12 protein-coding genes are annotated in these 16,593 nt (G+C 57.8%); all 12 read right to left on the bottom strand.

Annotation, left to right across the window (positions count from 1 at the left end):
- Positions 1-22: 22 nt before the first annotated feature.
- The 12 genes from DIE02_RS11440 to rfbA all read right to left on the bottom strand — a co-directional run bounded on the left by DIE02_RS11440 (position 23) and on the right by rfbA (position 16,588).
- A complete protein-coding gene (locus DIE02_RS11440; RefSeq protein WP_124529035.1) occupies positions 23-2,086 on the bottom strand; it encodes an acyltransferase family protein in 2,064 nt (687 codons plus the stop codon).
- Between the two features lie 73 nt (positions 2,087-2,159).
- Complete coding sequence (locus DIE02_RS11435; RefSeq protein WP_185500340.1) at positions 2,160-3,242, bottom strand: glycosyltransferase family 4 protein; 1,083 nt, start codon at positions 3,240-3,242, stop codon at positions 2,160-2,162.
- A 29-nt stretch (positions 3,243-3,271) separates the two neighbouring features.
- Positions 3,272-5,494: a glycosyltransferase gene (locus DIE02_RS11430; RefSeq protein WP_124529031.1), complete on the bottom strand. Its 2,223-nt coding sequence runs from the start codon at positions 5,492-5,494 to the stop codon at positions 3,272-3,274.
- Positions 5,495-5,660: 166 nt separating this feature from the next.
- Positions 5,661-6,728 carry a hypothetical protein gene (locus tag DIE02_RS11425; RefSeq protein ID WP_124529029.1) on the bottom strand — a complete coding sequence of 356 codons (1,068 nt, stop codon included), beginning with the start codon at positions 6,726-6,728 and terminating at the stop codon, positions 5,661-5,663.
- Between the two features lie 134 nt (positions 6,729-6,862).
- Positions 6,863-7,468 carry an acyltransferase gene (locus tag DIE02_RS11420; protein WP_185500341.1) on the bottom strand — a complete coding sequence of 202 codons (606 nt, stop codon included), beginning with the start codon at positions 7,466-7,468 and terminating at the stop codon, positions 6,863-6,865.
- Positions 7,469-7,499: 31 nt separating this feature from the next.
- A complete protein-coding gene (locus DIE02_RS11415; RefSeq protein WP_124529025.1) occupies positions 7,500-8,882 on the bottom strand; it encodes an ABC transporter ATP-binding protein in 1,383 nt (460 codons plus the stop codon).
- Between the two features lie 17 nt (positions 8,883-8,899).
- Positions 8,900-9,712, bottom strand: a complete 813-nt coding sequence (locus DIE02_RS11410) for an ABC transporter permease (RefSeq protein ID WP_124529023.1) — start codon at positions 9,710-9,712, stop codon at positions 8,900-8,902.
- 188 nt (positions 9,713-9,900) lie between these two features.
- Complete coding sequence (locus DIE02_RS11405; RefSeq protein ID WP_185702621.1) at positions 9,901-13,311, bottom strand: glycosyltransferase; 3,411 nt, start codon at positions 13,309-13,311, stop codon at positions 9,901-9,903.
- Between the two features lie 86 nt (positions 13,312-13,397).
- Complete coding sequence (locus tag DIE02_RS11400; protein ID WP_124529019.1) at positions 13,398-14,075, bottom strand: hypothetical protein; 678 nt, start codon at positions 14,073-14,075, stop codon at positions 13,398-13,400.
- 191 nt (positions 14,076-14,266) lie between these two features.
- Positions 14,267-15,166 (bottom strand): dTDP-4-dehydrorhamnose reductase, encoded by a 900-nt coding sequence (gene rfbD, locus DIE02_RS11395; RefSeq protein WP_124529017.1) that lies wholly within the window; start codon positions 15,164-15,166, stop codon positions 14,267-14,269.
- Positions 15,159-15,710: a dTDP-4-dehydrorhamnose 3,5-epimerase gene (gene rfbC / locus DIE02_RS11390; protein WP_124529015.1), complete on the bottom strand. Its 552-nt coding sequence runs from the start codon at positions 15,708-15,710 to the stop codon at positions 15,159-15,161. The genes rfbD and rfbC overlap by 8 nt, the downstream gene beginning before the upstream one ends.
- Positions 15,695-16,588 (bottom strand): glucose-1-phosphate thymidylyltransferase RfbA, encoded by an 894-nt coding sequence (rfbA, locus tag DIE02_RS11385; RefSeq protein ID WP_124529013.1) that lies wholly within the window; start codon positions 16,586-16,588, stop codon positions 15,695-15,697. Before rfbA ends, rfbC begins: the two co-directional genes overlap by 16 nt.
- Positions 16,589-16,593: the final 5 nt, after the last annotated feature.

Here is a 16,593-nt window from a genome sequence, read left to right as displayed (position 1 = left end):
CAAATTTGCCGACTCGAACCTATTACAACAACTTCAACATCAGCGATTCGAAGCCCGGTAGTACGCGCAAGTTGCCATATCCGCTAATGTGGTCTCCGTCGAAGAACAGGGGTCTTCTGCCGTCATATGCTGAACACGCCTTATCCGAACACAGCATCGGCAGCGGATCCCAAGTATATACATTCGGCACCTTCGCTTCCATCTGCTCATACGATTTCAGAATCGGAGCTCGCATTTCATCGATTTCACTACGACTGATCAACGGACCGCGCTCACAAATCGGATTGTGCCGATTGAACCAATCCGAGCAACGATATGGAACCATACGGAAAATCGGCTTTGGCGCTTCCAGCACAACTTTGCCACCACGCTTCTCTATATCCTGCAGTATCGGAATGGCCTCTTCGACTGATCGAGTTCGGCCTTTGACTGCCTCGTCACCAAACAACTGATTCCGCGCAGTCTCATCGCCAAAATAAGCCCATTGATCGATCATTCGGGGCAAACGCAATGAGGGCAGGAAAACCACGTCACCAGGCTGCAGCTTCGCCAGCATATCCTTCAACGCCGAATCGCCGTACTGATGGCAGACCGGGTTTCCGTCCTCGCGCCACGGCTGCAAACTAAGAAACGGACAACCGGCATTGTTGTAAGCGTAAACCGTTACACCTGTTTGCACCACGAATTGCTTGAACATTCCCGAATAGGCCATCGCATGAGAGTCGCCGATTACGAAGACCCGATGCGAACTCCTCGCCGGCAGATCGCAGTTTTTACGCGAATAGACCCAGAGCTGCCCGCCTTGCACGTCCTGAGGCGCGACGTCGGTATGACAACCGGGGAAAGCGGGACTCGTGTCGGTTCCATACGGATACCAATCGTCTCCGTGTCTAGTCACGGTGCTCAAGGAAAACTTGGGTTGAGCTTCAGCCATCATTGACGACAGCCCCGCGCCACCAATCATCAGGCAAAGTCCACATCCCACGATGACGAGGCGGGGAATTCGGGCTGCCGACAATCCATGTCGGAACGGTTCCTCAATGAATCGGTATGACGCCATCGCCAACGCGAACGTCAGCACAATGGCGCAAACGATCGCGAGCGGCGACTCAAGCCCCGCCGTCCAGCGCAACACCACGTAAACTGGCCAGTGCCACAAATAGAGCGAATAGGAAATTCGCCCCACAAAACGAGCCGGACCACTTTCAAGTACCGTCGAGATGAAACCCGCATGCTCGCGACGATACAAAAATCCCAGCAGGCCGACCGTGCCGATTACTGGAACGATCGCGCCTGGAAACGGATAATGATCTGACTTCGAAATCACGAGTCCGGCCATCACCGTCGCTAATGAGATCCATGCCCCTATCTTGACGCCCGCGGTAGCAGGCGCTCGAGTCGATTCATTCGTGATGAACCCGGAGAGCGCGAAACATTGGTACAGCAAAACGCCAGCGGCCAGCTCCCAGAATCGACCGAAAATGAAGTAGAACGCTTGCGTTTGATTCGCCTGCCCGAGCCAGTGCCCCCACACGAAGGACGCACCGAACGCCGCAGCAATCAGAATGACCGACAGATGTCGCCAGTTCTTTCGGGCGAGCCAAGCCCAGAACAAAAACGGAAAGGCCAGATAGAACTGCTCCTCAACGCCAAGCGACCAAGTGTGCGTGTATGGGTTGAATTCAGCGGTCGGAGAAAAATAGTCGTTGCCGACCGAGCCCAAAATGAAGTTACTCAGGCCGAAGAATGCATAGAGACCGGTCTTTTGGCTCTTATCACTCAGATACGACGACGGGATGAACAATGCGGAAACGAGTCCCGTTACCAGCAACACGACGATCAGTGCAGGCAAAATTCGCCGCATCCGCCGTGCATAGAACAACAGCAGAAATCGCCCGATCGAGATCGAACCGAGATTCGCGACCGAGGAACTGACGACGAATCCGGAGATCACGAAAAAGATATCGACCCCGGAAAATCCACCAGGAAGCCAATGGGCGTTCAGGTGGAAAAGCATGACGGACAATACCGCCAATGCACGTAGGCCGTCGATATATGGAAAATAGGCTGTCTTCGCACTCGCCATTGCTAGTTATCTTAAAAATTGGACGCCTTTATCACTGCCCGAGCGGCATCCCACACAGGCAGGCCGCCTTGAATTATTGGATCTTGCTTACGAGATTGACGAAATTCCTTGCTACCCTGCTCGGCGAAAACTGCTCAGCATACCGGGTCGCATGTCTGACAAACGTCTCATAACTCTCGCCACCCTGACCGCGCCATGCAGCCGACGTGACTTTCTCCACTGCTTGAGCAAGCTCTGCGGAAAGACTGTTAATGCAGCCCGTGTCGACGAGTCGACCGAAGCCGTTCGTCACCGACGGTACGTTGGAGTTGTCGTAGGCGATGACATAGCATCCGTTGGAGATCGCCTCGACAATCGGTACTCCGAATCCTTCGTGATAGGTCGGCAAGACGAACAAATCGGCATCCTGCAGGATCTCGTGCTTCTGCTCTTCCGAAGCGTTGCCATGAATGTTAACGTCGACGCGTCGGCCATACTGTCGCACCAGCGCGGCAATGATCGTCTCGATCTGCGCCAGAAGTTCAGGATCCGAAAACAACAGATTGCCGACCATATCGACTTTGAGTCCGCATGTCGGGTTCGATGCCAATACGTTGCTGAGCGCCATCAGCAACTCATGCGGCCCTTTCGACTTCACGAACCTGCCGATGAACGCGATGCGTACGATGTTATCCACAACGCTCGGCTTTCTCGATGGAGGGTGCGACATCGAGTGAATTGCAAGTGGCAACACCGTGGCAGGCGTGTTGATACCAGCCTTGCGGAGCACCTCGAGATTCGTATCGCTCACGCAGATGACGTGATCGGCCCACGCAATATTCGACATCTGCGAAAAGGACTGGTCGATCAGTGCACGACTTTCCGGTTTGACGAACTCCCGCGGCGTGACATTATGAAACACCACCAGACGTCGTGCGTTCGCCGGAACGATCGACAACAGATCGAACAGCGGATAGTAGATGCCGAAGTGAAAGATGACGACATCACTCGCCAGAAAATGCGGATCGAACGCAATATCCCTGACGTCAGACACCACCGTCGACGGAATGTCTTCATACTCGCATGCGTACGCGTACAAGCGAACGTCGTCGACACCGCTCTTGCGCAAAGCGCGTACTTCGTCACGGATGCTGTTGGAAATTGCGTCGTTCTTCACGCAAATTCCGTTCACGTATGAGACTTTCATTACGCAACCGAATTGAGGTGGTTGTTGATCGCAAGCGAATAAAGTGCCGAACTCTCGGATGCCATACGCGTTGCCGTAAACCGCTCCGCGAACAGGCGTTTTCCGGCAGCCCCCATACGCTCACGCAGTTCGGACGAGTTGACAAGCCGCCGAATTGCTTGCGCCAGCGACTTCGCGTCACCTGGTGTCACTAGTAATCCGTTGACATCGTGCGAAACCACCTCTGGCATCCCGCCCGCGGCGCATCCGATCACAGGCTTTCCTTCGCGCATGGCCTCGAGGAACACGAGACCAAACGATTCGAATCGACTCGGGGCGATAAAGACGTCGCATTCGGCATAAGCCGCGCGCACCACCTCATCCGGCACACGGCCCTCGAACGACAAACGATCGCCCCACTTGCGCCCGGCATCCGAATCGATAAAAACGTCCTTGAAGGGACGTCCGGTCGGACCCGGCAGCGTGTCATCACCGATCACCCGCACCTTCAGGTTCGGTGTTTCTGCGAGTACATCCGGAAGCGCCTCCAATAACACGTCAATGCCTTTGCGCGGCTCAAGTCGACCGACAAACAGCAGCGTGACAACATCGGGGTTTGACGTAGGCTTCCCCTTCGATGTGGGCGCATTTGCCGCAAGGCCGTGCGGCACGACGATCGTCTTCTGTTGATCGAATTTGAATCCGTACGCTGCCTCGATCTCGGTCACGATCGCCCGACTATTGGCGCGAACCGCGTTTACGCGAGTCATCATTTCCTGCTCCAGCGCGAGCATCGGCTTGCCGAACGACTTCATCCACGCGGCATCGGCGGCGTACTCGGGATGCGTCTGAATCCAGAAGTGCAGCGTCGTGTGCAAACTCGTCACTACCGGCCAACGACCGTCGAACAGGAATGCGCATCCCTCGCAGTCCCAGATCGGTGCTTCGACCACGCCGATCTTGCGATGCGACGCAATGCGCTCGACTTCCTCGAGCGCCGTTGCCGACCAGTTCCAGATGTGGGCGGGAATATTCCTCTCGACGGCATCGCTGGAACGCCCCATCTCTTTCGTTACGATACGGTGAATCCACGCCCCATTTTCGAAATCGACACGATTGAAATCCGGGCTCTGTGTAATCACGTGAACGGTTCGGCCTTCCGAGCCGAGCCCTTCGGCAAGATCCTTGTTGAACGTGGCAATTCCACCTGCTTGCGCCGGCGGATAATCGCGCGCGATCAACACAATTGCGTCCTGACTCGAATCACCGAATGTCTGGAATTTCTTGAATTCGCCAGCGACACGTGCCTTCTTTTCGGCGGTGATCAGTTCCGCGTGCCCGTTCAATCCATGTTCAACGCCGGTATCCCAGGCGCGGGCATTCTCTTCCTTGAATTTGTCGAGTTCCGACTTGTCAAGACGGCCGCCGTCTATATGGAAGCGAATATCGTTTTGGTGTCCTTGCGAAAACTTCCGGTTGTCGTCGAAGATCTCTTCCAGCGGCAGATATTTGCGTGCGTGCTTGAGCGAAAAATAGATCTTGTTCTTGATCACCGGATACCGGTAACGCGTGATCTTGTGATCGTCGCGAACATGGCTCGGCGCAAATTTATGGTGCACGTACGCGTTCGACAACTGACGAATGACGTATCCGGCGTCGACCAATCGGCAGCACAGCTCCGTTTCATCGAGGTAGTACTCGATCTCCTCGTCGAAGCCGCCCACCTCCATCAGGGCTGACCGACGAAATGATGCGTTTGTCCCCTGAAGGTAAGGAAATTCATAGGATCCCGGAAAGCACAGATGCTCGGCACTCTTCTTTGCGGCCCAGTTCGAATTTCCCAAGCGATTGGCGGTACTGTACTCATACTGGAATGTGTAACCCGTCTGATCGAACACGAGCCCACCCGCACCGCCGATTTCTGGAGAGTCGTAAGCTGCCGCGAGTTGTGTGAGCCATTCCGGCTCCGGGATCGCATCGTCATCGATAAAGGCAACGACGTCACCTTCGGCCATGCAGATGCCGACGTTTCGAGAAACCGACAGGTTCGCGACCGGACACGTCCCGGCGCGGATGAACGACGACCAGGACGAAATCACGTCCGCCGACCCATCAGTCGACGGCCCGTTCACTACGATGACTTCGAAGTCACCAGCGTACCGAATCCAGCGAAAACTCTCTAACGTCTTCTGCAACAATGCGGCACGATTGAGCGTATTTATGACAATCGAAAAGCTCAACATGGGTTACCTCGATATTTCGGTACAGTGTTTGATGGTGATACTCGACAAAGCGGCGTCGTTCGCACATTCGGTGGTTCGGTATGCTTGCCGTTTCGTTTCGTCACGGCCATCGAGGGCCTGACCGAACGAAGGCAGGTGACGACTGCACTCGATCGCAGACGTTGCATCAGGCCGGTATCGCACGTTTCGCCACGATTTCAAATTCGTAGCAGTTTCCGTTGCGTCGTCCAGTCTGGATCACCGAAATATCGACAAACCCCGCCTCCTTCAGAATGGCCGACATGGATTCAGGGGTGAACATGTTGAAGTGAAAATCGCCGTCGTAATCCTGACCACCGAACGTCACCTCGCGCAGGTACGCGTACGGGTAATCACCGTCGATGTAGTTCTTCATCATCGCCTGTGCATCGGGAACGACCGCGTGGAACTCGCCACCCGGCTTCAGAAGGCCGAACCAGTATGGCAACAACTCGCGGGCCATCTGCTCCTGAGGAAAATGCTCAAGCAAGTGCGCGGAGAAAATTTCAGTCAACTCACCATTCTTGAATGGCAGTTCGTCGACCTCCGAGACGATATCGACACCCGGCAATGCTCGGCGGTCGACATTCAAATAGCCATCCAGCGCGATATGGCCGCAACCCAGATTAAGCCGCAACTGACCGTTGCTGGCTGCTGCGGCCACCTTCTCCTTCGCGATGATTTCTGTCTTCGCCTTCAGCGTGTCTTCCTTCTCGCCCGGCGACGAAGCGCCATAGCGCATTTCGAACATCAATTCCCGGCGAACGAATTCGACGCGGCCAAGCAGATATCGAACAGAGTCGTCCATGCCGCCCAAGCGCTCGTCCAGGCGACGTACAAGCGCCTCGACTTCCGGCAGGCGTGCGTCCGCACTTTCGCGCTGCTTCGCCAATGCCTCATGGTCCGACGCCTTGCGCTCTTCGAGTACGGCCTTCAGTTGTTTGACGTCCGCATGAAGCCGTCGCAACGCAACGGGCACCGATCGTACGAGATTGTCTTGGTCGTTATCGATCAACCGTTGACGATCGTTCAACTCCGACAACGTGCGCAAGAGCATCGGAAGCTGATCTCGTTCATAAACGTCCTGACGATGCATGACGTCGGCGCGGAACTCAGGGAGCCGTATCGCGGCGACCACGATGCGTACGAGTCGGCCCACTACCGGCCAGTTCGCAACGGCTCGCACCACCTTTCTAATTTCAGCCTTCATATTCAATCAACTCTCAAAATACGCTCAATGATTCTCTGCCGCGACTAGGCGCGGTGCTCACGAAGTTCCGTCCCTGGCTTCCGTTCGACAGTGCGAAAGGTCTGCTGTATCGAGGTCGCCCTGAAGCTCCGTGCGTACACTCAAATCAACTTCCGGATCTTGCGCGCTGGAACGCCACCGTACAGCCAACCCGCCTCGACTTCGTCGCACGTCACGACTGCGCCCGCAGCGATCACCGCATGGTCGCCGATCGTACACGGGCCCGCGACGATCGCGTTGGATGCAATCCAAACCCCTTTCCCAATCACGATATCGCGCCCTTCCCGCGGATAGTCGTGCCGGGCGGACATCTGCTCAGTCAACGGATGCGTGCCCGTAATCAAACTGACGTTATGACCGAAGAACGTCTGATCGCCAATGACGATGCGCCCTGATGACACATTCATCAGCGTGTTCACCAATTGCACGCCCTCTCCAAGCGAGATGCGGTCCCATTCACCGCCGAACACGACCGGCGTCATGACCAGTCGCTGCGCGATTCCCGGCGTCATCCGCTCGATGAGGCGCTCGACGACAGAATCTGACTCCCATGGCACGGACTGCGACGCGTTTGACGATTGCTCCGCCGCCACGCGCCGGGTAACTTGAGCCATGAAGTCCGCCGATTCAGCAAGACGCGAGATGACACGATCGGTCACGGCTTCAATCAATCGTTCCCGGATTTTTGTCCTAAGACGCTCAAACATGTGAATATCCGACTGGCAACGACGCGATCGCTCAATCGAGCGAATGCATCGAAACATCGTAGTCCACGTGCACAACGCCCCACAAATCCCGCTTCACCATTTCGTCGGGGAATCGCACTGCGAACCGTGCGCCGCCTACGCAGTAATCAATCACGGTCGTGACGAGACTCTGCCCTCGATTTTCGGGATGCTCCGTGGTCACACCGACCCCCGCGATCAATCCATACTCGCCGGGACACAACGGGTTCGCGAAGGTGAATTCCATCATATGCTGGATATGCGGTGTCGCCTCCGACGGGAACACGTCCTGTACTGCGGAACTGAAATGCAGGATTTGTCGCCCCGATGAATCGGTGATGCCAAGCGCGAGGGAACTGCGCTCGGGAGGCGGCGATACCACGTGAAAGAAAACGCGAACGCGCATCTTCTTCTCGATGTCGATGGTGTCGCACTCATTGCCCTCCGGATCGATGACGCTGATATCGTCAATCCGGATCTCGCCGGTGCCGGTACGCAACGGCTCGACACGCGATGAAAATGCGCGCGTCCGGGCCTTGTCGGGGCGCACATGCGTACGCGTCGTCACCGGTTCGCCGGCCGTGGCTTGCGTATCCGCCGAGACGTCGTCATCATCGACTTCGGTGACGTCGATACCAGCTCGTACCATCCGGCTGAACACTTCACTCTGGTATGCGGCGCCGACCTGCTTCGAACTGCCGAGCAGTCGAACGCGCCCTTTCTCGAGCCAGAGGCCTCGATTGCAAAGTGCACGCACCGAATCCGCAGCATGCGTCACGTAGATGAACGTCGTCCCTTCATCAAGCATCGTGCGGATCTTGTGCAGGCACTTGTTCTGAAAGTATGCATCGCCGACGCTCAGCGCCTCGTCAACGATCAGAATGTCGGGTTGCACGTAGACTGCGCATGCAAACCCGAGCCGCACTGCCATCCCGCTGCTGTATGTCTTGACGGGATGATCGACTGCATCGCCCAGTTCACTGAACCTGATGATTTCCGGCTGAGCGGCAATGGCCTGCTCTTGCAGCATGCCATGCAGCATGCAGAATTGGACGATGTTTTCGCGTCCAGACAGTTCCGGATTAAACCCTGCGCCCAGTTCGAGAAGCGCCGATACGCGCCCGGAGACATTGACCAAACCGGTACTCGGATTGAGTACGCCGGCCAGGACCTTCAGGAGCGTACTCTTGCCGCTGCCGTTTTCCCCTACTACACCGAATCGGTCGCCTTTCTCAAGCGAGAATGAAACGTCGTCCAGCGCACGAGTTTCGCGAAAATATTGCCTCTTGCCCGCCGACATCAACTCGAGCAAGCGATGTCGCGGCGAAGAATACGAACGGTAGATCTTGCTGATATTGCTCAGCTCGATAACCTTGGAGCGATCTTGTGTCGACATGAACTAACTCTTGACCTTTAAAGGACGTCTGCGAAGCCAGGCTTCAGCTTGCGAAAAATATATGCACCGATCGCAACGGCACCCACCGCTACAACGATCAGAATTCCGACATATTCCCAATTGAACGGAATCCCGGGAAACACGGCTTGCCGAGATGTCTCCACCATGTAGTAGAACGGATTGAGCGTCATGACGATGTTGCGCATCCAGATCATGCGCGATGCCTCCACCATCGTCGCCGGATACAGGATCGGCGTGAGCCAAAAGATGATGTTCGTGCACAGCGGAACGATCGGCACCATGTCCGGGACATAGACCGAAATGGCCGAGATGCCATAGGCAAAGCCGATCGAAATCGCAAGCGAGAGAGCCCAGATAATGGGAAACATCCAGATCATGGCTCCCGGCACGACACCCTTAATGATCAACAGGCCGATTACGAAAACAAAAATGATGCCCTGACTGATCAGCGCCGACGTGAGTGGAATCAGCGGCAAGACCCAGACCGGAAACGCGATCTTGCTGATGAGATAGCTGTATTCCCGCAGGATGCCGGTGCTGCGCCCCGTCACTTCGGTGAATACTGTCCACAGCGAGAATGGCACGAAATAGAAAAGGGCAAACGGAATGTCACCGTATTGGGCCCCCATTCGTCCCCGCATCAGGATCGAGAACACGACCACGTTGATGAGGGAGTAAAGCAGCGGTACGCCGACGTTCCATGCCGTACCCGCGTACGAGCTGGCGTAGCGATTCTTCAGATCTCGCTTCGCAAGCATCCACGCCAACCTCAGTGAACTCCCGACGGAGTGATGTGCTTTGTCCTGCATCGGTTTTCGATACCCAATTAATTAGAGTCCCTTCGAAGGCGGACTCGAATGACACGCGCCTCGCGAACGTGTTGCGCGACGAACTCAGGCGCCTTTTAGCCCTTTTGCACGGGGCCGACGGAGATGGCGATCAACAGCGGTGACACGCGTCCCTTGCCCGGCTCCCGCTTGGCAAACTCATCATTTTATCAGCCACCTCGGCTGACAGACGACCGCTCGGCGACGAGCCCGCGGACAATCCCGCCGAGCCGCGCCGACATCTCGTCCCACGACCGGGCTTGGATCCACGCCGCCTGAGCACCGGCCTTGCTTCGCAGCAGCGAGGAATCGCCGAGCAGCGTAGCCAGATCAGCGGAAATCGCGCGCGCATCGGTGCCCGAGAACCGATGTACGAGGTCGCCGAGATCGTCAAAGATCGGTATCGGTGTGCAGGCCACCGGCCGATTGGCAGCCAGTCCGTACCGCACGGCACCGCTCGCCGATTCGGCCGTATCCTGATATGCAAACACGACGAGGTCGGCCGCATCCAGATACGCGAAGCTCTCGCGATCGGGCAGGAAGTCGGTAATCATCTGCACACGGCCTTCGAGATTGAGCGTCTTGATCAGATTGCTGCATCGTTCCGCCGTCAACTCCGAATCGCGAACCGGATACAGCGCGTTGACCATTAACAGACGCGCCTGCGGCAGCTCTTTTGACATCATCGAGAACGCTTCGATGATCTCCTCCAGGCCTTTGTGCGGAAGCAGGAATCCATACGTTGCAATTACCGGAGCATCGGCGGGAATGTTCAGCGCCGTCCGGCACGCAAGCCGGTCGGACGACTCGCGTGCATGCACGCCATGCGGAAACAGCGTCGCGTTATCAACGAGGCCCAACATCCGCAGCCGATTCAGGTCGTCGATACTATGCACGAGCAAGCGGTCGGCATCACGCAGCGCGCCAGCGATTTCCGACAGCGATGCCTGATAGTCCGGCGTATCGACATCCTTCGTCGAGTGAAAGGTAATCACGATCGGAATGTCGTGTGCGTTCGCATACTCGACGATTCGAGACGTCGAAGGCATGCTGAAGAAGCCGAAGTTGTGCTGCAACATGATCGCGTCCGGCCGGCATCGATCGAGTTCTGCCAGCAAGTCGTCGATGCGGCCACGCTGATCCGTCCAGCAGCGCGTCACTCCCGGACCGTCCTCGATGACGACGGCGGGATCGCGCGAGGCGAGAATCCTGACATCGAACCATGCCGGATCGAGACCACCGACCAGGAATGATGAATAGGTCGCGATTCCGCATTTCGTGTTCCACGACGAAATCCATGCGAGCCGCATTCGCCGAGCGGACCCAGGCTCCAGACGCCGGACCGACGCTTCCAGCGCCATCAGTCGCTCGGCACAACGGTCCCACGTGAAACGCGACTCGAGCAATGCACGACCGCGCTCCGCCTTTTCGGCACGTGTTTCAGCCGTCGCTTCACGCACCGCTTTCAGTTGAGCGACAAGACTGTCGACGTTGGGTTCCGCCCAGACGGAGTCGAACAACCCAAGGTGCGTCTTGGCGCGCTCGAACGTAAAGTCGACAAGCCACGCGGTCTCGGCCGTACAGAAGTCGGCCTGGCCACCAAACGCCGTGGTGATAACGGGTAGACCGAACCACATCGCCTCGCCCATGGGCAACCCAAAACCCTCCCCGCGAGACGGCGCCACGAATGCGTGGCACCGTTGGTAAAGGTCCACGATCTCGCCAGCGTTCAGGTCTTCCTCGACGAGGACAATCTCCGGACAGTCGGGGTAGCGCCGGCGCAAAGCCTGGATCTGGGCAGAAACCTTATTGTGAGGATTGGGAAACGTCTTGATAGTCAGCGATACATCGTCGCGCGTGGTGAAGGCCTTCGCGAACGCGTCGAGCAACACGTCGACACTCTTGCGCGGAAAGCAGGATGATATGTGCAGAAAACGAAAGCCCTTTCCGAGCGGGCCGCGATATTCGAGCCGCTCGGCTCGGGCGACATGATCGACGCCATTGCCGACAGAAGCAATCAGCCCTGCATAGCCATTGTCTCGCATGACCTTTGCGACGAACGTCGATATCGCGGCCACTCCATCGAGATGCTCGTTGAATGCACCGACCCAGGCAGCAGGCAGTTCCGACTCTTCCCATGCGAAATGCAGGAAATTGTACAGTCCGTCCATGTCGTGAACGCGCGGCGGATAGAGGTCGCGGACCACAACGTCCGCACCACTGCGCTTGCTGCCACGCGCCGCGAGCTCGGGAAGCCCGCGGATCGCGCTGATTTTTCGAACGTCTGGCGCATAGTCGCCCGGCCCCTCAGTCGCAAACAAGCCGACTTCACCCGGATTTGCACGGTCCAGTGCGAAAGCCAGTTCTCGATTGGTCAGTGCGAGACTGTATGACGTCTCGAACGGCCCCTCGACTTGATAGCGTGGTGGACGCTCCCCATCGGTACGAGGGTACGTGTCGATCGGCTGCGGAATCTCGATACCGTGCTGGCGCAGGAACTGCTGCAACTGCTCCAGCAGCGCGGGACGCTCAAATTGTCGAACTCGCTTGCGCTGCTCGACAACTATCGCGCGACGCAGCGCGCGGTCTTCGGATACGGCGCGCAAAAGCGCGGCGACGGCTTGCGGGTGCTTGTCGTGAATGAGCAGCCCGGCGCCGCCAAGCGTCGACTCGATATTGCTACTCGCATACGCGATCACCGGTACGTCGAAAGTCATCGCCTCGATTAGCGGAACACCAAACCCCTCATGATCGCTGAGACACAGAAACGCACTTGCCGCCCGGTACCAGCCATAAAGATCCGCATCAGGAACCTTCCCCGCAAACCGAACGATCTCGCCCAATTCGAGCTCGTCGATCAGTTGCCGCAGTTCGAGATAGTAAGGCTCCTCTTCTCCGTACCCCCCGACAAACACGAACTGGAACGGCCGGGGCATCATTGCCCGCAGTTGGGCCGCTGCTTCGACGAGATCCCGATGCGCCTTGTTCGGCGAGATGCGGCCGACGAACAAGACCGTCATCACCTGTGACTGCTCCTGAACGAGCACATCGTTCCATTCTGCCGAGCGAATCTTTGCCGCATCGATCAGGAGCGGAATCGTCGTAACCTTTTCGTAGCCGCGTTCGGTCAGCTCTCGCGCATTGAGATCGGACACCGCGATTGCTGCCGCGAAGTGCTCACGAAACGCATCGAGTTGGGCACGGCCCTTGGCCGAATAATGTCTGAAAGGAGAACGCTCGTCGAAAAACGATTCGGGCGTAATGTTGTGATAGATCAGAATCGTCGTGCACGACAGATTCATGACCCACTCGTCCTGATCATGTCCCATCGAATGATGCAACAACATTACGTCTTCTTTGGACTCGGCGTACTCCCTGAAATAGCGGATACTGCCCGTCAGTTCCGGCGCGACGTGTTCGGCAAAGATATCGGATTCGAAACCCAGCTCGCGCAGCAGCGCCTGGATCATGAACATACTATTGGTCACGGCATCCGCAACGGCACTTCCGGAATGAAACTGATGGATGGCGCCCGTTCGCCGTGACTGCGCAGGGAATGACTTACCCTCGATGTCGGCCATGATTCCCGATACGGTGTTTGATGAACCCACTGCGCGTGTTACTCCGTTGTGCATGATGTAAGAACTGCTACCTGATTTCGTCGCAGTCAAGGCGCAGCCGTTCCGCTATCGCGGCCCGGCATGGTAGCGGCACAGATTTCGGCAAGGCGTCCGGCAAGCTTTCGGGAGTCGACGCCTCTCATGCTTGCGTCGAGAAAACCATCGATGGTGGCTCGATCACATTGCGGCGCCCGTGCGGCAACCAGTTCAGCGTAGTTCCGGCGAGACACGCTCCCTTCCTTCCAGCGTGTAACCGAGATGGACTGCGCCCCGGCAAAGCGAGGAGCCGCCAGCGGCGCAAGTCGCGCCCAAAGTCGCGGATGGCGATCGCGCACCCAAAACACCACCGCCCGCGCCAATGCGCTCCGGCGCGCTGCTTCGCGAAGCAGCGAGATGCTGCGCCGCTTCAATACCGACCACGATGGATCACGCGCGAACCGGATTGCAGATTTCGCGACATGCGCCACAACGCGAACCGGAGCGGTGATGCGCCAGGACGAACTGGACAGAACCGAACTCAGTTGGCGCTCTGCCGCATCTGCATGCGCCTGCGCTGCGGATGCCTGATAACTGTTCCGCCGCGCACGCATCGTTGCCTCACGAGCCAGCGCCCGCGCCTGGACAAGCTCGGCCTCGAGCTCCTCTATGCGAGTCTGCAGCACCGCGAGAGCATCGGCCGACTGAGCAGGCTCGCCGGAAGCAAAATTTTGTGACGTTGAGTCCATCGCTACAGCACCATTCATTGAATCGATTCGCCGGGCATTGTCTCCCATCGACAATGCCGACGCATCCGACCTCGAGACATCCGCACGCAATTGCGGCGCACTCGCCGGCGGACCGACAGGGCAACGCACACGGAGCCGATTAGTTTATCGCAACGGTCGCTTTGCCCAACCGCAACCAGATCGCCATCCATTCAGGAATCCAGACATAGTCGGAGCGCCTCATTCCATGCCGGCATCCGTATGCCGAACGTACCGGCCAGTTTCGCCCCGGACATGCGCGAGTTTGCGGGGCGCCGCGCCGGCGTCGGGTATTCGCTCGCGGCGATCGGCAACACTCGCGGCGCCTTGTCGCCCAGCGCCAGTCGGAAAATTTCCTGCGCAAAGCCATGCCATGATGTCTCCCCGCCGGCAGCAAGATGATAGACACCCGATTGTGGCGCTCGAACGTTACCGGCATTCGGTGCCAGGCACTGCGCCAGAATATGTGCGGTTGCAGCGGCAATCGAATTCGACCAGGTCGGCGCCCCGAGTTGATCGACCACAACCCGCAGTTCGGATCGCTCGGCAGCAAGCTTGAGCATCGTGAGCAGGAAGTTCTTGCCTCGACGCCCGTAGACCCAACTCGTACGCAATATCAAGTGATCGCAACCCGTCGCTGCAATGGCCCGCTCGCCGTCAAGCTTGGTCAGGCCGTACACATTCTGCGGATTGGTCTCGTCCGTTTCGACATAGACCCCTTCCTTCGTGCCGTCGAACACATAGTCGGTCGAGTAATGAACGAGCAACGCGTTGAGCCGCAACGCTTCCTGCGCAAGCACGCGCGGCACATCGGTATTCAGGCGCCGTGCGGCATCGATGGCCGTTTCGGCCTGGTCCACGGCGGTATAAGCCGCAGGATTCACGATGACCGCCGGCTTCAGGTCACGCACCACGGCCCGCACCTGATCCAGATCCGACAAATCGAGCATCGTCCGGTCGCACGCCACCACATGGCCGAGCCCCTGCAGCGTACGCAATAGTTCGAATCCCACTTGCCCGTTGACACCCGTCACGAGAATGGTCGGGGCAGGACGCATGTGGCCCTCACGCATAGACTTCGGCCTCGCTCAGACATTTGCCCGCCGCATCTTTCGCTGCCAGTAGCGGCTCGCCATCGATGGGCCACTCGATGCCGATCTCCGCATCGTTCCATACAATGCAGCGCTCGTGCTCGGCGAACCAGTAATCAGTCGTCTTGTAAAGGAACTGCGCTGCCGCCGATAGCACAACGAAGCCGTGCGCGAAGCCGGGCGGCACCCAAAGCTGGCGATGGTTGTCCGCCGACAGCATCACGCCAACCCACTTGCCGAAGTTCGACGAACTGCGCCGGATATCGACCGCGACATCGAATACCTTACCTTCCACCACACGCACAAGCTTCCCTTGCGCGTGCTCGATCTGATAGTGGAGCCCGCGCAACACGCCCTTCGTCGAACGCGAATGATTGTCTTGAACGAACTCGATGCGTGGCCCGATCTGCTCCGCGAATTCGCGCTCGTTGAAGCTCTCGTAGAAATACCCTCGCGCGTCGCCGAACACCTTCGGTTCGATGATCTTGACTTCGGGCAGCGCCGTTGCCGTTACCTGGATAGCCATGCGACCTGATTCGTGAGAAGGTTCCTGAGGTACTGCCCGTAAGCGTTCTTCGACAGCGGTTGCGCCAGCTTCAGCACCTGCTCCGCGTCGATCCAGTGCCTGCGGTACGCAATCTCTTCAGGGCATGCAACGACCAGTCCCTGCCGCTTCTGCAATGTCGCGATGAAGCTTGCCGCTTCGATCAGCGAATCGTGGGTACCCGTGTCGAGCCATGCGTAACCGCGCCCCATGATTTCGACGTTCAGCGCACCATCCGCGAGATATCGCGAGTTGATGTCGGTAATTTCCAGCTCGCCGCGCGCCGACGGCTTGATGTCGGCGGCGATGTCGCACACGCGGTTGTCGTAGAAATACAGCCCCGTGACCGCGTAGTTCGAACGCGGTTTCGCGGGCTTCTCCTCGATCGACAATGCACGGAACGACGCATCGAATTCGACGACGCCATAACGCTCGGGATCGTGCACGTGGTAGGCAAACACCGTAGCCCCGGCCTCGGCCGCATATGCGCGCTCGAGTTGCTTCGCGAGATCGTGCCCGTAAAAGATGTTGTCGCCGAGGATGAGCGCCGAAGGATCGTTACCGACGAAATCCCGGCCGATGATGAAAGCCTGCGCAAGGCCGTCCGGTGACGGCTGCACCGCATACTGGATGTTCATCCCCCACTGGCTGCCGTCGCCGAGCATGGCTTCGAAGCGCGGCGTATCCTGCGGGGTCGAGATGATCAGCACATCGCGGATGCCCGCGACCATCAGTGTCGAAAGCGGGTAGTAAATCATCGGCTTGTCGTACACCGGCAGGAGCTGCTTCGATACGACGTGCGTGACCGGATACAGTCGCGTGCCGGAACCGCCGGCGAGAATGATGCCCTTGCGCGCCATGTCCG

The organism is Burkholderia sp. Bp8991, assembly GCF_003853795.1.
In the GTDB taxonomy this organism is placed as follows: Bacteria; Pseudomonadota; Gammaproteobacteria; order Burkholderiales; family Burkholderiaceae; genus Burkholderia.
This window is presented reverse-complemented; position numbering and strand designations above follow the sequence as displayed.